Annotated in this window: 21 protein-coding genes; 16 read left to right on the forward strand and 5 right to left on the reverse strand. The window is 41.9% G+C overall.

The window, feature by feature from the left end:
- The 4 genes from B879_RS06805 to B879_RS06820 all read right to left on the reverse strand — a co-directional run bounded on the left by B879_RS06805 (position 1) and on the right by B879_RS06820 (position 4,599).
- Positions 1-1,767 (reverse strand): nitric oxide reductase activation protein NorD, encoded by a 1,767-nt coding sequence (locus tag B879_RS06805; RefSeq protein ID WP_009184418.1) that lies wholly within the window; start codon positions 1,765-1,767, stop codon positions 1-3.
- A 122-nt stretch (positions 1,768-1,889) separates the two neighbouring features.
- A complete protein-coding gene (locus B879_RS06810) occupies positions 1,890-2,669 on the reverse strand; it encodes a CbbQ/NirQ/NorQ/GpvN family protein (RefSeq protein WP_009184419.1) in 780 nt (259 codons plus the stop codon).
- Between the two features lie 129 nt (positions 2,670-2,798).
- Complete coding sequence (locus B879_RS06815) at positions 2,799-4,154, reverse strand: cbb3-type cytochrome c oxidase subunit I (protein ID WP_009184420.1); 1,356 nt, start codon at positions 4,152-4,154, stop codon at positions 2,799-2,801.
- A gap of 4 nt (positions 4,155-4,158) precedes the next feature.
- Positions 4,159-4,599 (reverse strand): c-type cytochrome, encoded by a 441-nt coding sequence (locus B879_RS06820; RefSeq protein ID WP_009184421.1) that lies wholly within the window; start codon positions 4,597-4,599, stop codon positions 4,159-4,161.
- Between the two features lie 221 nt (positions 4,600-4,820).
- Here B879_RS06820 and B879_RS06825 point away from each other — a divergent pair, with 221 nt between their 5' ends.
- The 9 genes from B879_RS06825 (at position 4,821) to B879_RS06865 (ending at position 15,652) form a co-directional block, all read left to right on the forward strand.
- A complete protein-coding gene (locus B879_RS06825) occupies positions 4,821-5,507 on the forward strand; it encodes a Crp/Fnr family transcriptional regulator (RefSeq protein WP_009184422.1) in 687 nt (228 codons plus the stop codon).
- Positions 5,508-5,666: 159 nt separating this feature from the next.
- On the forward strand, positions 5,667-7,142 hold the full coding sequence (nirK, locus tag B879_RS06830) for a copper-containing nitrite reductase (RefSeq protein WP_009184423.1): 1,476 nt from the start codon (positions 5,667-5,669) through the stop codon (positions 7,140-7,142).
- Complete coding sequence (locus B879_RS06835) at positions 7,139-7,921, forward strand: formylglycine-generating enzyme family protein (RefSeq protein ID WP_009184424.1); 783 nt, start codon at positions 7,139-7,141, stop codon at positions 7,919-7,921. Before nirK ends, B879_RS06835 begins: the two co-directional genes overlap by 4 nt.
- 7 nt (positions 7,922-7,928) lie before the next feature.
- On the forward strand, positions 7,929-8,519 hold the full coding sequence (locus B879_RS06840) for an SCO family protein (protein WP_009184425.1): 591 nt from the start codon (positions 7,929-7,931) through the stop codon (positions 8,517-8,519).
- Positions 8,520-8,716: 197 nt separating this feature from the next.
- On the forward strand, positions 8,717-9,298 hold the full coding sequence (locus B879_RS06845) for a TetR/AcrR family transcriptional regulator (RefSeq protein WP_009184426.1): 582 nt from the start codon (positions 8,717-8,719) through the stop codon (positions 9,296-9,298).
- A 16-nt stretch (positions 9,299-9,314) separates the two neighbouring features.
- Positions 9,315-10,637, forward strand: coding sequence for a TolC family protein (locus tag B879_RS06850; RefSeq protein WP_009184427.1), 1,323 nt, complete (start codon positions 9,315-9,317; stop codon positions 10,635-10,637).
- Positions 10,638-10,644: 7 nt separating this feature from the next.
- Complete coding sequence (locus tag B879_RS06855; RefSeq protein WP_009184428.1) at positions 10,645-11,694, forward strand: efflux RND transporter periplasmic adaptor subunit; 1,050 nt, start codon at positions 10,645-10,647, stop codon at positions 11,692-11,694.
- Positions 11,695-11,704: 10 nt separating this feature from the next.
- On the forward strand, positions 11,705-14,821 hold the full coding sequence (locus tag B879_RS06860) for an efflux RND transporter permease subunit (RefSeq protein ID WP_009184429.1): 3,117 nt from the start codon (positions 11,705-11,707) through the stop codon (positions 14,819-14,821).
- Positions 14,822-15,031: 210 nt separating this feature from the next.
- Positions 15,032-15,652 carry a class I SAM-dependent methyltransferase gene (locus B879_RS06865; RefSeq protein ID WP_009184430.1) on the forward strand — a complete coding sequence of 207 codons (621 nt, stop codon included), beginning with the start codon at positions 15,032-15,034 and terminating at the stop codon, positions 15,650-15,652.
- Positions 15,653-15,810: 158 nt separating this feature from the next.
- Here B879_RS06865 and B879_RS06870 read toward each other — a convergent pair whose 3' ends face one another.
- Entirely contained in the window at positions 15,811-16,275 is a 465-nt protein-coding gene (locus B879_RS06870) for a hemerythrin domain-containing protein (protein ID WP_009184431.1), read from the reverse strand.
- A 182-nt stretch (positions 16,276-16,457) separates the two neighbouring features.
- Between B879_RS06870 and B879_RS06875 the strand changes: the two genes are divergently transcribed.
- The 7 genes from B879_RS06875 to B879_RS06905 all read left to right on the forward strand — a co-directional run bounded on the left by B879_RS06875 (position 16,458) and on the right by B879_RS06905 (position 20,604).
- Positions 16,458-16,973, forward strand: a complete 516-nt coding sequence (locus B879_RS06875) for an HPP family protein (RefSeq protein ID WP_438501544.1) — start codon at positions 16,458-16,460, stop codon at positions 16,971-16,973.
- 5 nt (positions 16,974-16,978) lie between these two features.
- Positions 16,979-17,293 carry a hypothetical protein gene (locus tag B879_RS06880; RefSeq protein ID WP_009184433.1) on the forward strand — a complete coding sequence of 105 codons (315 nt, stop codon included), beginning with the start codon at positions 16,979-16,981 and terminating at the stop codon, positions 17,291-17,293.
- 178 nt (positions 17,294-17,471) lie between these two features.
- Positions 17,472-17,699 (forward strand): hypothetical protein, encoded by a 228-nt coding sequence (locus B879_RS06885; protein WP_009034385.1) that lies wholly within the window; start codon positions 17,472-17,474, stop codon positions 17,697-17,699.
- A 261-nt stretch (positions 17,700-17,960) separates the two neighbouring features.
- Complete coding sequence (locus B879_RS06890; RefSeq protein ID WP_238542096.1) at positions 17,961-18,407, forward strand: CHY zinc finger protein; 447 nt, start codon at positions 17,961-17,963, stop codon at positions 18,405-18,407.
- Between the two features lie 9 nt (positions 18,408-18,416).
- Positions 18,417-19,592: a molybdopterin molybdotransferase MoeA gene (locus tag B879_RS06895; protein ID WP_009184435.1), complete on the forward strand. Its 1,176-nt coding sequence runs from the start codon at positions 18,417-18,419 to the stop codon at positions 19,590-19,592.
- Between the two features lie 6 nt (positions 19,593-19,598).
- Positions 19,599-20,333, forward strand: coding sequence for a sulfite exporter TauE/SafE family protein (locus B879_RS06900; protein ID WP_009184436.1), 735 nt, complete (start codon positions 19,599-19,601; stop codon positions 20,331-20,333).
- Positions 20,334-20,337: 4 nt separating this feature from the next.
- A complete protein-coding gene (locus B879_RS06905) occupies positions 20,338-20,604 on the forward strand; it encodes a DUF433 domain-containing protein (protein ID WP_238542097.1) in 267 nt (88 codons plus the stop codon).
- The last annotated feature ends 58 nt before the right edge of the window (positions 20,605-20,662 follow it).

Here is a 20,662-nt window from a genome sequence, read left to right on the forward strand (position 1 = left end):
TTACTGGTGTTTAATCCTTTCGTACAATTTGACCAGGGAACTCAATAGCTCCACCGGTGTCGTCAGAATCTGGTAATGGTTTTGTCCAAACATCTGGGGCAGGTAATATTTGGCCTGAGCTTCTATCGCAAGAGCGTAGGAGTTTATCTGGCGTTCGTTAAGTTCCCGTAGCGCCTGTTTGATATCCTGAATACCGTATTTCCCTTCATAGCGGTCATAATCATTGGGCTTACCGTCAGAAATTAGGATTACCCATTTATTCTTCGTGCTTCTCTGATCAAGTCTTGCGCCTGCATGCCTCAATGCTGACCCTATACGGGTGTACCCCTGAGGTTCTACCGCTCCAATTCGTTTTTTACCCAAATCCCAGCTTTCATCAAATTCCTTAAGGGTAAGGTAAGTGGAGTAATTTCTGGTTTTGGAATAAAAACTATCAATGGAAAAATCTATATCAAACTCATTCAAAATCTCTCCGAAAAGAATGGATACTTCCTTTTCCACGTCAATCACCCGGTTATTGGCAGCATAGCTATCGCTGGATAAACTCACATCCAAGAGAAGTAATATGGAAAGATCCTTCTCTTTTTTCCGTTTGGAAAGGTAAATGTCTTCAGCTGGGGTCTTCCGTGCATGAACGTCTGTAAACAAATCAGTCAAGGCATCAATGTCAAATTCATCGCCCTGATTCTGTTTGCGTTGAAGTTTCATTTTGTTGTTGATAGAAGTCAGCATCTTTCGTAGCCCCAGCAAAGTACTGGCATGCTTGGAAATGGTATTTCGGTAATAGGCCAAATCAGTTTTCACCAAAGTTTGGGGATACACTTTACAAAAATCAGGTTTATAAATCTGCTTTTTAAAATCCCACTCATCGTAGCAAAGGTGGAAGCCTTTTTCATCCCGCTCAGCACTTTCGGAGATGGTAGTGTTTTCTACAAATTCTGCCTGATAAACCGAATGCGCAGGGTCATCCACCCTTACGGTAAATTTCATACTTAACTCTTCCAATGCATCCTGATGATCTTCCAACTCGTCCTTGCCATCAAAATCCCTCCAAACCCCACTTGATTCTTCAGCCGTTTCCACCTTTTCAAAGTTGTGCAGTAAAACATAGTCTTCTTGCTGCTTTTTATCGATGGTGAGGTTTTTGACTTCCTCCACCGCTTTAGCTATCAATGTGGTTGTTGGGTTTTCTTCTTTGCCTTTTTTGATTCGATTGTCAAAATTCTGAAGCGGATCCTCTTCCGTTGCTGAAGGGTCAGCATACATCCACTTTCCATAAAGTAAACTCAAATCTGCTTGCTCTCCAGGCTTGGTCTTAGACTGAAAATGGCTTTTTAATTTTTCATGAAGTTGGGCTGCAATCCTAAACTCATCAGCTAACTTTTCCAGGACGGCAGGAGCCGTCTGTTCGGCCATCTGACGGGAAAGAATCAGATCGTCCGTTTCCTTGGTCCAATTGTAGCCTAGGTCTTGTTGTGCGCTCAGGTAAAGTGTTCTGAAAAAATAGAAATAGAGATTTTCTTCCCAAGTGGGAAACTCGGCAAAAGAAATGGGAAGGAAGAAATTATTGTTTTTAAAACCTCCTTCAGCTTCAGCAGGATAAATGTCAATTGCTTTCCCGGTAATGGCCCTGGCCAAAAAAGTCAATCTTGGTCGGATAACTTCCAAATCCACCTTGTGGTGCATTTCCAACTCGGCTTTCAATCGGCTTTTTTTAAAATACCGAACCAATCTGCCATATATCCATTCATCTATTTCCAGTCCCATCTTCTGATTTATTTCTATTTATTTCAATTTTATTTCGCGAAGCTTATTTATATTCTATTTCCATATATTTCGCGCACCATATTTCAACCATATTTCTATTATATATCCAACATATTTCAATTTCATATCATCAAATCAACCAAATCCTTCATAGACTCAATGGTCTGTGCATCATCGCTAAGCGGTTCCACTATGGCGACATGACAGGCCAACCTTTTGGGAAGACCGGATTGAATCAGCTTCGCCGCATCCACCAACAATCGGGTAGATACCGTTTCGGTCAAACCCAATTCTGTCAGATTTCGGATTTTACCTCCTATAGCAACCAGCTTTTTGGCAATATCCTGCTTCACTCCAGTTTCGTTGACAAGGATTTCTGTTTCAATTTTTGATGTTGGATAACCAAAGCTCAAAGCCACAAAACGTTGCCGTGTGGAAGGTTTCAGCTCTTTGAAACCTCTTTGGTAACCTGGATTGAAGGAAGCAATCAACATGAAGTTTTCATGGGCTTTGACCGTCTCTCCGAGTTTATCAATGAACAATTCCCTTCTGTGATCTGTCAGCGAGTGGATAGCCACTATCACATCAGGTCGGGCCTCTGCCACTTCATCCAGGTAAAGGATGGCTCCTTCTCTAACAGCGGTGGTCAGTGGGCCATCTATCCATACCGTTTCAGCTCCTTTGATGATAAACCTACCGATCAGATCTGTGGATGATGTTTCTTCGTGACAGGAAATAGTGATCAGTCTTTGACCGGTAGCATGTGCCATATATTCCACAAATCGGGATTTCCCGCTTCCTGTTGGCCCTTTTAGAAGCAAAGGCATGCGGTTTTGGAAGGTTTGCAAAAAAACCTCTGATTCCTGATCTGTCTGATGATAATAAGGTGCTTCTATAACCATAATGTTAAGTTTTGAGGTTTGAAAGCCGGGCTGCCAGAAGAGGCGACCCAGCTATTTTCAGAAGTCGGCAAACTGATTAAGAAATAAACCGATGGCCGATTTTCCTGTTTGACAATTCAAATGAAGGGTTTAACTAACCAAAACAGTTTCTTCTTTTTTGGATAGTGCTTCATTAGTAGGTCTTCCATACTTAATAAATTCATAAATATAGATCCCGATTCCAGTTGCAAACATGGTAGCACAAAGCAGCATGACCACAAAGTGGATTTTAACTTCTTCCTGAGCAATCATAAAATCCATACTTAACCTTCTTTCAAGATAAACCTGAACAACACCTGCAACACCAAGTGCTACCACCATACCGAGCATACCGATATTTGATAGCCAGAATGCCAAATGTCCGTTGGTTTTATCATGTCGTTTTCTGCCGGTGATGTTGGGCATGGCATAACTGATGATGGCCAATACGATCATCACATAAGCACCCCAGAAAGCATAGTGGCCATGCATAGCCGTTACCAAGGTTCCATGGGTGTAGAGATTGGTCTGAGGAAGGGTATGGGCAAAACCCAGCAACCCGGCACCAATAAAGGAAACAATTGCAGCTCCTATAGTCCAGAAAAGAGCAATTTTGTTAGGGTGGTTTTTCTCACCTTTGCGGTACATATAGACTGCAAACAGGGCCATGGCAAGAAAAGCAAGTGGCTCTAATGCAGAGAACACGCCCCCTACTACCAACCAGATTTTGTTGACACCAATGTAATAATAGTGGTGACCTGTACCGAGTATCCCTGAGAGAAAGGTCAAACCAACGATCACATACAGCCATTTCTCGATGACTTCTCTATCCACACCGGTTAATTTGATCAACAGGAAGGCCAAGATACCGCCCATGATCAATTCCCAAACGCCTTCTACCCAAAGATGAACTACCCACCATCTAAAAAAGGAGTCGGTTACCTGTGAATCAAACCATATCATTCCAGGGAGGTACAAGAGCGCGGCAAAAACCAGCCCCATAGTCATAACCAAAGCTGTGGTGGTCTGCCATTTCCCTTTAAACAAAGTAGCTAGAATTATTCCCAAAAACAGCAGGACATTGACGACTACCAGATAATCCAATTCACGGGGAATTTCCAGAAATTTCCTTCCTTCCCAGATATTAAAGTGGTAGCCCGTAATAGCGGCCACCCCAACCACAGCCAGAGAAATCAATTGCACGTAAGCCAGCTTGACACTGACAAGTTCCCGCTGGGCTTCCTCTGGAATGATATAATAAGCTGCACCCATAAATCCGGTCAGCAACCAAACAACCAATAAATTGGTGTGCACCGCCCTTGCGGTATTAAAGGGAATCCAGTCATGGAGTCCATCCATGCCGATTCTGGCAAATCCCATGATAAATCCATAGACGATCTGTAGTGCGAAGAGCAGCATACATAAGGCAAAAAACCAGTAGGCTACCTGTTGTGATTTATATTTCATGTTTCTAGTCTTTTAACTTATCTTTTGCCAATGGTGAAACAATACGGTCGAAGCCGTTAAGATCGATTTCCCCTATCCACTTTAGGTATTCAATCATAGCTTCTGCATCCTCATCGCTCATTTCATAGGCGACCATTTTCCTCCCGTTGGGTGCCCAGGGAATGGGCGATTGAAGGATGGCTTTCACCAAAGGTGCACCACGTCTGTCAATCACTTTGGTGAGTTCCGGTGCATAATAGCCCCCTTCCCCCATAATGGCGTGGCAACCCATGCAATTATTGGTTTCCCAAATGTGCTTGCCTTTGATTACCTGCTCGGTAATGTTCTGATGATTAGACTGGTCATTACTAGGGGCCATGGAATAAATGGTTAATCCGATAAATATCAGAAAGGTCACCACTGTACCACCCAGAAAGAAAGTCCTTGCTTGTGATTTTGATAGCATATAGAACTGGGTTAAATTTAATTTAGATTAAAAGACCTTTTTATCTTTTTATGACACGAAGATACAGGTGGATTTCAAAAGTCAAATAGCACAAAGGAAAAAAAATCTACAAATTTGTAAAAAACTGATATCAATCATGTTTTGAATTGCTGTATATCACTTGGGCCAGTACCAAATCCTATTTACTTGCAACTATTATGAATATAAGTCCAAACTGCAAAATGTGTCCAATTGCTACATGCTTGGTAAAGCAATGCAATCACACATGGATTAATCGTTTATCTGATGCCAAAAACTCCCCTATCTATCCAAAAGGGCAATTTGTTTTTATGGAAGGCAGTTTGGTTTTGGGTGCTTACTTTATTTTGAAAGGTAAAGTAAAAGTAATCAGTTCCAATGTAGGCGGAAAAGAACAAACGGTCAGGTTGGCAGGTGAAGGGCACATGTTGGGACATTCGGCCATTGGCCTTGAAAAATACAGCATAGGTGCTGTCACTTTGGAGGAATCACAAATCTGCTTTATCGACAATGCTACACTTTATGAAGCTTTTATGGCCAATCCAAAGTTTACTTTTGAAGTAATGCGGTTTTATTCCAGGGAATTAAGAAAAAGTGAAATCCGTACAAAATGTCTAGGATTGATGAACAATGAAGAAAAAGTGATTTTAGGCTTATTGTACCTTGCTGACACCTACCTTCTAGGATCCCAAGGCAATCAGGTTGAAATTGATTTAAACAGACAAGAAATTGCACAGATCATCGGTACAAATGCAGAACAAGTCAGCCGGGTTTTAACTTCCTTGAAAAAAGAAGGGCTCATCCAAACGGTTGATAGGACAATTCAATTACCTGATATAACAACTTTAAAAGAACGAATACGTCAATATGCCTATGCCACTTCTTACTAATAGCCTGCGAAAATGCAGGCTTTTTTTTGCGAAAATAAAAACCTTCTGTTGAGGTGTATCAGTGTACAATTAAAAATTATCTGGTTTTTTTGTGTCAATGAATAATTGAGAAGTTCATATCAAGCATATCTCCCAAAAAAAAATTAAAACGATAAAGCCATGACTAAAAAACTTTCTTCATTTAAAGGATATATTTATCTTTTACTCTTTTTATCAGGTGCAATATTCACTGCTTGTACCCAAGGTCAATCCAGAAATACCGGAAACTCGAATTACACCAAAGACTACAGTAAAACCAAAGTCTTTGGAGAAATGGTGGCAGAACTAACTGCTCCTCCTCATGTACCACCACCAGTGGGCAACCGTCCTGCCATGAAGCTATACATGGAAATGGAAATAACAGAAGAAGAAATGGAAATGGCGGATGGGGTATCTTACCTTTTCTGGACTTTTGGCGGTACTGTCCCGGGCTCATTTATCCGTGCCAGGGTCGGTGATGAAGTAGAATTCAAAATCAAAAACCACCCTGACAATAAATTGCCCCACAACATCGACCTTCACGCTGTAACAGGCCAAGGTGGGGGCGCTGAGGCTTCATTTGTTGCGCCAGGGCATGAAAAAACGTTTTCCTTTAAACTGATCAACCCCGGACTCTATGTATATCACTGTGCGACAGCTCCTGTAGGCATGCACATTGCCAACGGCATGTATGGACTGATCTTGGTGGAACCGGAAGGTGGTTTACCGCCAGTAGACAAGGAGTTCTATGTCATGCAGGGTGATTTCTACACCGAGGGAAGATTTGGGGAACCAGGTTTACAACCTTTTGATATGCAAAAAGCCTATGATGAAAGACCAGATTATGTGGTATTCAACGGTAGCGTCAATGCACTCAGTGGGGAAAATGCACTGCAGGCAAAAGCAGGTGAAACCATTAGAATATTTTTCGGAAATGGTGGACCTAACCTCGCTTCTTCCTTCCACGTCATAGGTGAAATTTTCGATAAAGTGTATGTAGATGGAGGCGATCAAGTCAACTCCAACGTAGGCACAACCCTGGTTCCGGCAGGTGGAGCAGCTATCCTGGAATTTAAAGCCGATGTACCTTCTAATTTGGTATTGGTAGATCACTCCATTTTCAGGGCATTCAACAAAGGTGCATTAGGTATTCTGAGCGTCACAGGAAAAGAAAACGAGAAAATTTTTGCAGGTGAAATCATGGAAGGAATCTATCTCCCTGAAGGAAGTACCATTCAGAAAATGCCAAAAGATGGCAATGTCGTAAGCCCTCCTGTTACCATGACCAAAAGTGAGCTGATCGATACAGGAAAGAAAATCTACATGCAGGCATGCTTTGCCTGTCACCAAGCCAACGGTGAAGGGGTAGCCAATGCCTTCCCTCCCCTGGCAAATGCAGATTACCTGAATGCCGATGTCAACCGGTCCATCGATGTGCTTCTCCATGGACTATCGGGTGAAATCACTGTTAACGGCAAAAAATACAATAGTATCATGCCCTCTCAGCAACTCAAAGACGAAGAAGTTGCAGCTGTTCTCACTTATGTATACAACAGCTGGGGCAATAACGGGACTGAAGTTACTCCCGACATGGTAAACAAAAGGAGGAAAAAATGAGAAAAGTATTTCTTTTGATTGCCGCCTTGTTTTTGATCAATAATGCTTCTGCCCAAGGAGGTAAGATGGCTCTGGTAAAAGGGGGGAATTATACCCCCCTCTACGGAATAGGTGAGCAAGCAGATGTAGAAGTAAGGGATTTTTACTTGGAAATCAATCCGGTGACCTATGCTGAATTTCAGGAGTTTGTTCGCAATTATTCCAAATGGCAGAAATCCAAAGTAACCAAATTATTTGCAGACGAAAGGTATTTATCCAATTGGGAGAATGACCTAACTGCTCCTGTAGCCCTTTTGGACAAGCCCATCACCATGATTTCTTGGTTTGCCGCTAAAGCCTACTGTGAATGTCAGGGAAAAAGACTTCCTACAGTGGATGAATGGGAATACGCTGCCATGGCCTCCACTACAAAAAGAGATGCTCGGGAAGATAGCCTGTATAATGCAAGCATCCTGCGCAGCTACGAGCAACCCAGAACTTTCCTGAAAACTGTCGGCCAATCCGATGCGAATTATTGGGGAGTTAAAGACATGCATGGCATGGTCTGGGAATGGACCCAGGATTTCAACTCCATTATACTCACCGGAGAGTCCCGTAATAATGGGAATACTGATGCAAGCTTGTTTTGTGCCGGAGGTGCTATAGGAGCCAAAGATATGATGAATTATGCCGCGTTTATGCGATATGCGATGCGATCTAGTCTGAAAGCCAATTTCTCTCTTACTACATTGGGATTTCGCTGCGCGAAAGATGTCAATCATCCACTCACTTTAAACTGATAAAACCATGAAATACTTTAGCCTAATACTGCTCTTAATCCTAATTTTTTCATGCCAAGAAAAGGAAATCATAAAGGACACGATAAATCCTGAAGAAGTTATGGACGACTTATCCATTTATCAGCTCCCCGCCTTATGGAAAACCCAAGATGGTCAAACCATTGAATTCAAAGATTTGAAGGGAAAACCACTGGTCGTGGTCATGATTTACACAGCATGCCGAACAGCCTGTCCCCGATTGGTGGCTGACATGCGAATGATTGAAGAAAAAGTGAGCGGAAAAAAAGGAAAAGACATCCAATATGTCCTTGTCAGCATAGATCCAAAAAATGACACTCCTGAAAAATTGAAAGTTTTCGCAAAAGAAAACGGAATGGAAGATCAAAAATGGCTTTTCCTTCAAGGGACAGAAGATGGAGTCAGAGATTTTGCCAATATCATGGCTGTCAAATACAAGCAGATCAATCCCATCGATTTTTCACACTCCAATATCATCTCGGTTTTTGACCGCCGAGGGGTAATGAAGTACCAAAAAGAAGGGCTTGGATTGGTTGGCGAAGAGATTGTAAATAAGATTGTGGCTGTGGCTAAAAACTAACCGCTCCACCGCTCCTCGAAATTTGTAATTCCAGTCGAGTCATCCTCAAACAAGACCAAGATTTCAAATCTTTTTTAACTACTGTTCAATGACAAAGCTTTGGTTCAGGTGTATAGCTTATTCCAAAAAATAATTCTTCAATAATTTTGAATTTGAAAATAAATATTTAACTTTGTTAGTGAATACTAACTAACCAAATGGAAATCTCAGAAAGACAGCTGGAAATCATCTGTGCCGCCGGCAAAATCCTCACAGAATCGGGTTTGAGTGGCCTTACTACCAAAAATCTGGCGAGGGAAATGGAATTTTCTGAAGCTGCTATCTACAGGCATTTTGGGAGTAAAGAAGATATAATCCTTGCACTGCTCCAATACCTTCGTAGCAATATGAACGAAAGACTGTCGCAGATCTGCCTTCCTGATACGGCTCCTGAACTTAAATTTCAAGCGATCTTCAATAGCCAATTTCAATTTTTCAAAGCCAATCCACACTTTGTAGTGGCAGTGTTTTCTGATGGCTTATTGGAAGAAAGTGAAAAAATCAATCAGGCCATCCTGCAGCTGATGCAGGTCAAAATGAAGTATTTGATGCCCCTAATCATGCAGGGACAACAATCCGGTACATTTACGCAAGCAATTACCACAGAAGAACTTGTACATATCATCATGGGTTCATTTCGCCTGCAAATGTTCAAATGGCGCATTGCCAATTTCCAGTTCGACATCATCCGACAAGGAAAAAACATGCTCGAAGCATTGATCACTTTAATGAAACCTTAAAAAAATTTACTTCAAAATGTTAGTAAATACTCACATACTTAAATTAACCTTGGTTTTGCTGATCCTCTTCAGTTTCCAAGCTCAGGGACAAGTGAAAACATGGACCTTGCAGGAATGCCTTGATACAGCAATGGTGCAAAACAAAAATATCCAGCTCACCAAAAATCAGAGCGAAATCGCACTTCTCAAAAATCAGGAAGCCAAGGCTCAATTGCTTCCAAAGCTCTTTCTTCAGGGGGACTATCGCTATTTCACTGAACTCCCCTTTCAGCTGATGCCACAATCCGCATTCGGAGGTCCTGAAGGTTTCTTCAGGGAAATCCAATTTGGGGTGCCGCATAATATCAGCACCAATCTGACCTTCAGAATGCCGCTCTATGACGCGCAGCTGATGGGAGGGATCAAAGCTTCCCAAACTTATCAGGAACTCGCCTATTTACAGGAAGGAAAAACCAAAGAACAAGTTTACCTAGAAGTTTCCAATCTGTATTACAATGCCCAGATTTTAAAAAATAAACTCGCATTCATCCAGCAAAACCTCGACAACAGCCGGAAACTTGAAAAAAACACCCGTCTATTGTACGAACAGACCATTGCGCAGCGAACAGATTGGGATAAGGTACTCCTCCAAATCCAACAACTCGAAAGTGCAGCGCATCAGGTCGAAAGTCAGTATGAGACTTTCCTGAAAGCTCTCAAATTTGTGATGGGATTGCCTTTAGATACGGAAATGGATATCCCTTTCAACATCAGAATAAGTGAATCAGAGGATTGGTCCACACAGAAAACTTTGGATGAATTAATTCAGGAGAAAAAACAGCAAATAAGCCTACAGGAAATCAGGACTATAAGAAACAGCAGAATCCCAAGCCTTGCCCTTTACGGAAATTATGGCCGGACAGGATTTGGATTTACAGGTCAGCCCGAATCCTTCCTGAATTTCTATCCGGTAAGTTTTGTAGGGCTTCAACTGAACGTCCCGATTTTTAACGGTACGGTTACCCATAAGAAAATCAGCCAGAAAAAAATCGAACTCCAAAACAACCAAATCCAGCAGGAACTGATCGTGCAACAAACGGACATGTTGCAACAAAATGCCTTACTACAAAGTCAGGTAGCCAAAAGCCAACTCAAAACCAGTCAGCAACAGATCCAAATGGCTGAATCCGTTTACCAAAGAATGCTCCTCCAACAACAGGAAGGATTGGCCAGTCTGACTGAAGTCTTGTTGGCCGATAATGCCCTGAGAGATGCCCAGCAAATCTATCTCAACGCAATGGTAGAATACCTGAAAGCAAATCTTGACATCAAAAAAACCAGTGGAAACCTCTTGAATTGATATTAAAATGAAAAAGATCCTATATATCCTGATCCCCTTGGCTCTTGTCGGCCTGATAGTCGCCAAACTCCTGACCAACAAGCAAATCGCAGAAGATCGTGTTTATCTTTATGACAGGGAGCAACCGGTACAAGTTACCGCCCTACAGGTTAGTCAAACCAATATCAATCCCGAATACAGTTTCACGGGTACCTTTGAACCCAATAGAGAAAGCAAACTCAGTGCAGAAGTACAGGGCAAAGTCAACCGTGTCTTGGTAGAATCAGGTTCTACTGTGAGAAAAGGCCAGGTGCTTATCCAGCTAGATGACGCACTGCTTCAGTTGCAACTCAAGGCCGCCGAAGTTCAGGTAAAAGGACTCGAAGCAGATCTCAAACGCTACCGCATCTTGGTAGAAAATGAGGCCATTCAGGGCATACAATTGGAAAAAACCGAATTGGCACTGGAGACAGCCAACGTACAGGTCAGTACCCTGAAAGAACAAATCAGCAAAAGTCAAATCCGTGCACCCTTTGATGGGGTTGTAACAGCCAAACTAACGGAGGAAGGGGATTTTGCGGCACCAGGAAAGCCACTATTGCAGCTTACTGACATTTCTCAGGTCAAATTGGGCATTCAGGTACCGGAACAGGACCTCAAATTATTTGAATTGGGTAAGAGCTATACAGTAAGCATTCCTTCACTTCCTGTAGAAACTATAGGAAAGGTCAACATGATTGGGAGCCGTGGCAATCCTGCCAATAACTTCCCTGTAGAAATCATTGTTCCAAACCTTTCCAAACAGGAAATCAAAGCCGGTATGTTTGGTCACCTGACCTTAATAACCGATAGGGACATTACGGGAATAGTAATCCCTTCAGCGGCTATTGTTGGTTCAGACTTGGAGCCTCAGGTTTATGTAGTCAAAGATGGCAAGGCCCGCATCCAAAAGATTCAAATTGAAAAAAGAATGCAGGATCAGGTACTTGTTCGCTCAGGTCTTCAAGAAAAAGATGTCATCATCATTGGAGGACTGATCAATGTGTTTGAAGGTGCTTCTGTCATCACCAACCTTTAATCCTAAAGCCATGAACATTACCTCCATATCCATCAATAGGCCTTCGCTGATCATCGTACTGTTCAGTATATTTATTCTGCTTGGCTACATCGGATTCACCAACTTGTCCTACGAGTTGATGCCGGACTTTAACCAGCCCGTAGTCGTGATCAAGACGATTTATCCGGGTGCTGAACCCGAAGAAGTGGAAAGTTCCGTTTCCCAAAAAATAGAAGATGCATTGTCCAACCTGGAAGGTGTAGATTATTTGGTTACCAAATCCCTGCCCAATGCCTCAGTGGTCATTGCCAACATGAAATATGGCGTAGATTTGGATCAGGCCATGCTGGATGCACAGCGGTACATAGACAATATCCGGAAGGACTTACCCGATCAGGTTTTGTCTCCCGTAATGACCAAGGTCTCCCCCAATGACCTGCCCATCATGTCCATCACTGCTACGAGTAATCTGAGCAGCACAGCATTCTACCAAAACCTGATAGACGAATACCTTCCCCAAATCCAACAGATCAAAGGCGTAGCTGAAATCACTGTTTTGGGCGGCGAACAGCGAGAAGTACAGGTCAAAGTAGATCAGGAAAAACTGCGTCAATACAAAATATCGCTCAACCAAGTAGTAGAAGCCATCAACCGCTCCGGTTTGGACATTCCTGCAGGCCTAGTTCAAACAGACAAGGAACAAAGTGCCGTGAGGCTGACAGGGAAATTCAGAACCCTCGACGACATCCAACAAGTGCAGGTAGCAATGCCTGTTCCTGGAAGTCCTGTTTATGTTCGGGATCTGGCGATTGTCAAAGAGGGTATCAAAGAGATTACTTCAGTCAGTAGATACAATGGTCAAGAAGGTATAGGCCTCATGCTCAAAAAGCAGGGGGATGCCAATGCGGTAGATGTTTCCCGGGCTGTACGGGAAAAATTGGCCCAAATCGAAAAACTACATGCCGCTGATGGGGTGAGTTTTATCCTTGCAGATGACAGCACCGACAATACCATCGCAGCAGTCAACTCGGTGGTATTTGACCTGATTTTGGCAGTTATTCTGGTTTCGCTGGTCATGCTGCTGTTTTTGAGAAGTTTCAGAAACTCCCTGATCGTGTTAGTGGCTATTCCTACCTCACTGGTCACTGCCTTTGCTGTGATGTGGATATTGGGATATACCCTCAATTTAATGACCTTACTGGCCATGTCATTGATCATCGGTATTCTGGTAGATGATGCGACGGTGGTTTTGGAAAACATCCAAAGACACTTGGACATGGGCAAGGAAAAGCGTGCTGCGGCCATGGATGGCAGGATGGAAATTGGTTTTTCTGCCCTTTCCATCACCTTGGTCGATGTGGTGGTGTTTTTGCCTATCTTATTCCTACAGGTCTTTGTAGCGGATATGTTGAAGCAATTCTCCGTAGTCGTCATTACCTCCACCATGACGAGTTTATTGGTAGGGTTTACCCTCACGCCTTGGATGGCTTCCCGCATAGGCAAGTCTGAAGACCTACAGCCAAGCAATGCCTTTAACAGGTTTTTGATCTGGTTTGAAGAACAATTGGACCGCTTCATTGCTTGGTATGGTCGACAGTTGGCCTGGGTGCTTGACCATAAACTGGCTTTTGTTGGTATAGTGCTCGCACTTTTTGCGATGACTGGTCTGATCTTAAAACAGGGAATTATCGGAAAAGAACTGATAGCCACAGGTGATCAGGGGAAATTCAGGATGTATCTGGAATATGATAAATCCACCAGCATCAAGGAAAACAATATCCGGACACTTGAAGTAGAGCAGTTCCTGCTTCAGCAGCCCGAAGTGGCCACTGTCTTCAGCAATGTGGGCGGACCAAGTACCGGAATAGGAAGCTTGGGAGTAGGGTCACCTTATAAGTCAGAATTGACAGTGCAGTTAAAGGAGGCCAAAGAAAGAAACAACATTCCGACAGAAAGCTATATGAAAAATATCCGTGAAGAACTCAAAAAAGAGTTTCCCGGAGCCAGCTATGCCATGTCTGCCTTGGGTTTGGTGCCACGTTCTGCACCCATAGAACTGACATTAAGCGGTCCAGACCAAGAAAAGGTGATGGCTGAAGCCAAAAAACTAAAAACGGTTATTGAAAATATTCCAGGAGCAGACTTTGTTAAATTATCTGTAGAGGAAGGCAGTCAGGAGTTTCTGGTCATTCCCGACCAGGACAAGTTACAACGCCTAGGGCTGACCAATGCTTATGTGGGATTAAACCTTCGCCATGCCTTAAGCGGGAATGATGACGCAACCCTTAGCCAAGGAGGGACCGAATATCCTATCCGTGTGCAATTAGATAATTTTAACCGCCAAAATTATGACGATGTTCAAAGGCTACTTTTGGTCAATCCAATGGGAATGCCGATTTCTTTAACACAAGTGGCTACTATAGTACAGGATAAATCCCCTTCCCTATTGGAAAGGAAGGACAGACAACCTGCGGTAAGCATTACGGCTGATGCCTTGGGAAGGCCTTCTGGAACAGTAGCTGATGAAGTAGTGGCATACTTTAAAGAAAACCCACTTCCTGAAGATATCAGCTATGTGTGGGGTTCCGATATCAAAAGGCAGAATGACAGTTTCGGGGCTTTGGGTTCTGTTCTGCTGATTTCTTTCCTGCTGATTTACCTGATCATGGTGGCCTTGTACGACAGTTTTGTTTATCCTTTTGTGGTCTTATTCTCCATTCCTGTGGCAGTAATCGGAGCTTTCCTAGCACTCAACCTTTCCATGAACAACCTCAGTTTATTTGCACTATTAGGACTGATCATGCTGATGGGGCTAGTGACCAAAAATGCCATCCTGATTGTGGATTTTACCAATCAGTTGCGGGAAAAAGGGTTAAATGTCCGTGATGCGCTGATGGAAGCTGGTAAAGGTAGGATGCGACCTATACTGATGACTACCCTGTCCATGGTCTTTGGGATGCTCCCTATTGCTTTAGCAGCAGGTACCGCTTCGGAATGGAAAAACGGGTTAGCATGGGTCATCATTGGCGGGCTTGTTTCCTCCTTGATACTTACCGTTTATTTGGTGCCGGTAGTATATGAAGCCATGGAAAAACTACGGGGAAAATTGGGTAAAAAAACGAATAGAGTCAAAGAAGTGACTGCTTAAAGAAATTTGATATTTGGGGTTTTCAAGAACCCCAAAGGTCTTTTTCCATAAATCATTCAAAAACAGCTCATATCCTTGCAAAAAAACCTTTGAGCTTAAAAAAAGACCTCAAAGCTTGGTGACAACCTGACCTTCGGGGTTTTCAAAGCCGAGAAAATAGTTATATTCCAATCTCAAATAAATCCCTTTAATGATACTTATCACGCAATCATGAATCAGAACCCTTCCACATCCTATTGGGAAAATATTTATACGACCAAAGACACACAAAAAGTAGGCTGGTATCAGCCACGACCTGCCTTGACTTTGTCTTTGATTGAAGAACTTTCCATACCCAAAGATTCTCAAATTATTGATATCGGCGGCGGGGATAGCTATTTGGTAGATAACTTGTTGGCCGATGATTATAGGAATGTCAAGGTATTGGATATTTCTTCCAAAGCAATCAATAAAGCAAAACTAAGGCTAGGTGAAAAAAGTAAGCTTGCTGAATGGATAGTATCAGATGTTAGGGAATTCAAGCCTAATCGCCAATACAATTTATGGCATGATAGGGCCGCATTCCATTTCCTCACAGCAGAGGCGGACATCAGTTACTATGTAGAAACGGCAAAAAATGGAATCGTTGAAAATGGCTTGATGATTATAGGTACTTTTTCAGATAAAGGACCTAGCACATGCAGTGGCCTTCCTGTTAGGCAATATACATTGGATGAATTGCAGCAAACCTTTTCACCTTATTTTGAAACTGTCAAAAAATTTAACACAGACCACATCACCCCTTCCGGGCAAAGTCAGAACTACAGCTTTTGTATTTTCAGAAGAAAATAAAATGAATTACTTCTCTGTATTTGCAATCCCTGGGACAGATAAAGAGAATTTGCAATTCAAGAAGATTCCTTCTTAAAGAGACCAAGATTACAAATCCTATTTATCAAGAGTTCGGGATTGCAAATCCCGAATAGCCTACCAAATCCCGCACAGCTTCACTACTTCCAAAATTCATCTTCCCAATCTTCGCAGGAAGTGGCTTTGCCATGGTGTTGGGCGATGATTGTAAGCTGATCTGCTGTTGCTGTGTCCTGAATTTCATTGAATAAGACCCTTTCTTCGAATCTGATATGGGCTTCCAATTGCCTTTCCAATTGATTGAGGTGATCATAATCCGACTTTGAAGCATTAAAAAGATCTTTCAGGATTTGATGTTCCTCGAGTGCTTGTCTTACCATTTCGTGATCATTACCCAGCACGGGAAAAACGAACCGCTCCTCTTCCTGAAAATGCGGCACCAAGTGTTCCTTCCAGAACCAGTTGCAATACTTTTTGATTCTTTTTTCCTCTACTCCCATTTTTATACCCTGTCGGATCTTAAAACAAAGTAACAATCCCTGATGATGGTCTTTACTGAGTCCGTGCAGGCTTTGGTGACGTTTAATGGGTTGGTGCTTGGTCATTTTTTGAAATCTAAGATGGTTTAAAACATGACATAAGGCAATTTGCCTATTTTTGCATCCATGAAAAGAAAAAGCTGAAAAAGTCCTTACAAAAAGCCCGATACATTGTATATAAGGAAACAAGGCACAATCCTACAGACAATGCATGGTCTTTTTTTGGTGGCTTTTTAGGTTTAAGTACTATAGGCATCCTTCAAGGACTCTTCCACACTGATGACAATTCGGATATTTTATTTTTGATTGGAGCATTTGGAGCCACCTCAGTCATATTATTTGGCAATCCTCACGGTCCATTTGCTCAACCCAGAAATTTATTCTTGGGAAGCTTAATCTCGGCAGTTATTGGAGTTACAGTTTATAAGTTTTTTTACATTGAATCCATGATCTGGTTTTCACCAGCATTGTCTGTTTCATTGGCTATTCTGGCCATGCAATACACCAAAACTTTACATCCTCCTGGGGGTGCCATTGCACTAATTGCAAACATCGGTTCGGATGAAATCAAATCAATGGGATACTTTTATGTCATCAACCCGATCCTGACCGGCATCATAATTCTTTTTGTAATGGCAATTTTATTCAATAATTTGTCAAAAAACAGGGTTTATCCATACAGAGATGAAGAAATCCGACACTTAAAATATGGAGAGAAAGTCTGTTTTTGGAAAAAGGAAACCAACCATTCTAAAAGCATCTGAACCTGATGGCTGATAACACTGACCTTCAAAATCTACTTCAAAAAATCCATTCAGGAGAATTTGAAAGTATGATCAATTCAATACAGAAAACCCTGGAATTGGTTTACATACCTGAAAGTGTTCCAACTTCCAACCTTTGCTTTAGAGAAGCCAAAGAAGTTTGTGATGAATACAAAGCCCATTTTTCCAGCCTGGATTTTGCATATTACCTTGTTGGAATTGATTTCGAAAAGAGGGTTAGGAATGATTTTAACTCAGTTATTCCAAAGTCAACCGAGAAATTTTGGCAAAAAATCAGAATTGGTATTAAAAAAGTTTGAACCAATATACTTTCTTATAATGTGTTATTCATTTACATCCTCCTCGAAATTGTCATAGACCTTGGTCCTTACCAAATTTCTAACGAACACTTATTTGGTTTAATTTCAAATTACTGTTTTTCAAAACCTTAAACCTTATTTTGTGTATATTTAAGTATAATCAAAAGAAACTAGCGAGATGGAAAAAACATGTTCAAACTGCAACCACTGGGAGCCAAATGCACCCGTGGTAGCCAAAAGAAAAAACTATGGCGAATGCAATAAATTGAGTCATATTGAATCAAAAATGGACCCCGACTATATTATTCCAGTATTGAATGATGGCAAACCAATGGACCCCAACACCAAAGCCATTGAGTTTATAACCGGAGCCAACTTTGGATGCAATCAGTTTGCCAGTGCTTAATGGATTAATCTTGTCTCCATATTCTATCCATGAATTTGGAGACACCATTTTCCTGGTTATTCTTTATTTTAATAATTCACAATCAAAGGCTTATTGATGCATAAAAATGCATTATCTCTGTTGATATTCCGTAATTTTTCTCTTCCCTGTTCAGACCCAATCTTAAAAATACAGTAAATACAAAAAATATTTTTTTATTTTCGAACCTGCTTACCTAATTAAGTATCCTAACAATCACCCCCAATCATCTCAATGAAAGGAATGCGATTAATACTAATTTGTTTAATGCTGTTGGCTTTTAACCTTAGCTTGGCCCAAGAAGCAGCCCCAGAGGTATTCAATATAGTTGAGATCGAAGGTGTTCGTGTGTTCGGTAAATCCGTTGACCATCAAACCCGCTGTGTCCATTGGCACTCGGCATTGGATGTTATTGCGATCAAATTCAAATGCTGCGATAAATATTACCCCTGTTTTTCCTGTCATGAGGAGGAAGCAGACCATGAACACCAAGTTTGGCCCAAATCTGAATTTAACCAAAAAGCCATCCTGTGTGGTGTATGCGGACATGAGTTAAGCATCCAGGAATACATGGATGCTGATAACACTTGTCCTAAATGTGAGGCCAGTTTCAATCCAGGTTGTAGCAATCATTACCACTTGTATTTTGAAACCAATGAATCAAAAGCCAAAAACACTCCAAAGGACTAAATGAAACAGATGATCTCAGTAACGGAAGCCAGGGCTATCCTCGAAGAAAATATTCCTTTAGGCCCCATAAAGAAGGCGCCCTTGCAGAAAGCCTTAGAATTGGTGGTGGCCGAGCCATTAAGGTCTCCTATGGCAGTCCCCTCCTTTGACAACTCTGCTATGGATGGCTATGCCATAGCCTGGGATGAAACACAGACCCATTGGGAATTGAGCGATGAGGTTACAGCTGGAGATGGGAAAATGCATATGCTGGAGAAAGGCAAGGCCTGCAGGATTTTCACGGGTGCCCCTGTTCCACAAGGAGCAGATACCGTGATTCCACAGGAATGGGTGACAAAAGATGGCAATTCCATCACTTTCGATATTGCTCAATTTCAAAAGGGCCAACATATACGACTAAAGGGAGCCCAAACCAAGTTGGGAGATCCTATTTTAGACAAAGGCCAATTCATAAGCCCGGGTGCCATCGGGCTTTTGGCCTCAGTGGGCATCGCTGAAGTTCCTGTGTATGCCCCGCCTTCTGTAGGGATCATCATCACCGGTAATGAGCTGAAGAACCTTGGTGAACCTTTGGATTTTGGGCAGATCTATAATGCCAACGGACCTGTTTTGGAGGTCTACCTCAGAAAATTGGGTATTAAAGAAATACAGCAGTACGAAGCGAAAGATGAACCTGAATTAGTTCAAGCAGCCATAGACAAGGCTTTGGCAAATCATGATATAATCCTCCTTTCCGGGGGAATTTCCGTTGGGGATTATGACTATGTAAAGGCAGGTTTGGAAAAGGCCAGAGTACGTCAACTGTTTTATAAAATCAGGCAAAGACCTGGAAAGCCTTTATATGTAGGCAAGAAGGCGAATAAAGCCGTATTTGCACTTCCTGGCAATCCTTCTTCCGTGATAACCTGCTTCAATCAATACGTTAAGCCCTCTTTATTGCAATGGATGGGACATTCCCATCCTTGGAAGACTTCTGAAACACTTCCTCTGGCAAGCCCCATCAACAGAAAACCCGGCTTGACCTTTTTCCTGAAAGCAAAAGTTGAAAAGGGACAAGTCCATATCCTCCCCGGCCAGGAATCTTTCAATCTGATCGCCTTTGGTGCGGCGAATTGCTTTGCAGAAGTTCCTGAGGAAGTAGAACAATTGGCTGTGGGAGATCAAATCGCTATTTATTATTGGTAAATGATAATGGAAGAAGCTTGGTGGATCCTTTTTATTTTGATGCCGGTTGCTGCTTTTTTATATGCAGCAGTAGGCCATGGCGGGGCAAGCAGCTACCTGATGTTCCTGGCCTTGTTCAATTTTGCACCTGAACAAATCCGTCCAACTGCTTTGATGCTTAACATTGTGGTATCTTTAATGGCATTTTTTGCTTTCAAAGGAACAGTAAAGTTCCCATTTAAACTTTTCCTTTCTATTACCCTTTTTTCTGTGCCTGCTGCATTTTTAGGGGGTAAAATCTTGGTTGATGCTGGACTATACAGGCAGATTTTGGGCTTACTATTGTTTTTTCCCATCCTCCGTTTTCTCAATGTTTTCCCTAAAGGAAGGGAACAAAAAATCAACGAAAACTGGCTACTTTCCGCTTTTTTAGGATTAAGTATAGGATTTGTATCAGGATTGATCGGAATTGGCGGGGGCATTATCCTTTCCCCGATCTTATTGTTACTTGGTTGGACAGATATGAAAGAAACCGCTGCTGTCAGCGCCTTATTTATCTTTTTCAATTCTATCTCCGGCTTGTTGGGTACCCAGTTTTTAGCAATTGAATTTGATCCCAGAATTTGGGTTTTGATGCCTTTGACCATTACAGGGGGAGCACTTGGCGCTTATTTCGGTGCCAAAAAATTCAATTTCAAGGCAGTTAAATATACCCTTACCATCGTTTTGTTCATTGCAGCAGTAAAGTTGATTTTAGGGTAAATAAGTGCTAAATTTAATTGGAGAATTAAATTTTTATCTGATTATGGTGAATTTTAAAACAATAATTGCAATTGAACCTGGAAAAAGAGGAGGTAAACCTTGCATTAGAGGGATGCGGATTACAGTTGGAGATATTTTGGGATGGTTAGGTTCAGGAATGACAATTAATCAAATCTCAGAAGAATATGATGAATTAACAGAAAATGATGTTTACGCTGCCCTACAATGTGCTGCAGATAGGGAAAATAAAACCATTCAAATTGCAGTATGAAACTTTTTTTCTTACCTCTTGCTTCTTATTTCTTGTTTCTAACTTCTAGCCTCTACAT

Source organism: Cecembia lonarensis LW9 (assembly GCF_000298295.1).
Classification (GTDB): Bacteria; Bacteroidota; Bacteroidia; order Cytophagales; family Cyclobacteriaceae; genus Cecembia; species Cecembia lonarensis.

Coding starts and splice junctions, on each gene's coding strand:
- B879_RS06810 (WP_009184419.1), bottom strand. CDS start 2,669: ATGGTTATAGAAGCACCTTATTATCATCAGACAGATCAGGAATCAGAG.
- B879_RS06825 (WP_009184422.1), top strand. CDS start 4,821: ATGTGTCCAATTGCTACATGCTTGGTAAAGCAATGCAATCACACATGG.
- nirK (WP_009184423.1), top strand. CDS start 5,667: ATGACTAAAAAACTTTCTTCATTTAAAGGATATATTTATCTTTTACTC.
- B879_RS06900 (WP_009184436.1), top strand. CDS start 19,599: ATGGAAGAAGCTTGGTGGATCCTTTTTATTTTGATGCCGGTTGCTGCT.
- B879_RS06885 (WP_009034385.1), top strand. CDS start 17,472: ATGGAAAAAACATGTTCAAACTGCAACCACTGGGAGCCAAATGCACCC.
- B879_RS06835 (WP_009184424.1), top strand. CDS start 7,139: ATGAGAAAAGTATTTCTTTTGATTGCCGCCTTGTTTTTGATCAATAAT.
- B879_RS06895 (WP_009184435.1), top strand. CDS start 18,417: ATGATCTCAGTAACGGAAGCCAGGGCTATCCTCGAAGAAAATATTCCT.
- B879_RS06870 (WP_009184431.1), bottom strand. CDS start 16,275: ATGACCAAGCACCAACCCATTAAACGTCACCAAAGCCTGCACGGACTC.
- B879_RS06855 (WP_009184428.1), top strand. CDS start 10,645: ATGAAAAAGATCCTATATATCCTGATCCCCTTGGCTCTTGTCGGCCTG.
- B879_RS06880 (WP_009184433.1), top strand. CDS start 16,979: ATGGCTGATAACACTGACCTTCAAAATCTACTTCAAAAAATCCATTCA.
- B879_RS06850 (WP_009184427.1), top strand. CDS start 9,315: ATGTTAGTAAATACTCACATACTTAAATTAACCTTGGTTTTGCTGATC.
- B879_RS06890 (WP_238542096.1), top strand. CDS start 17,961: ATGCGATTAATACTAATTTGTTTAATGCTGTTGGCTTTTAACCTTAGC.
- B879_RS06865 (WP_009184430.1), top strand. CDS start 15,032: ATGAATCAGAACCCTTCCACATCCTATTGGGAAAATATTTATACGACC.
- B879_RS06860 (WP_009184429.1), top strand. CDS start 11,705: ATGAACATTACCTCCATATCCATCAATAGGCCTTCGCTGATCATCGTA.
- B879_RS06805 (WP_009184418.1), bottom strand. CDS start 1,767: ATGGGACTGGAAATAGATGAATGGATATATGGCAGATTGGTTCGGTAT.
- B879_RS06840 (WP_009184425.1), top strand. CDS start 7,929: ATGAAATACTTTAGCCTAATACTGCTCTTAATCCTAATTTTTTCATGC.
- B879_RS06815 (WP_009184420.1), bottom strand. CDS start 4,154: ATGAAATATAAATCACAACAGGTAGCCTACTGGTTTTTTGCCTTATGT.
- B879_RS06845 (WP_009184426.1), top strand. CDS start 8,717: ATGGAAATCTCAGAAAGACAGCTGGAAATCATCTGTGCCGCCGGCAAA.
- B879_RS06820 (WP_009184421.1), bottom strand. CDS start 4,599: ATGCTATCAAAATCACAAGCAAGGACTTTCTTTCTGGGTGGTACAGTG.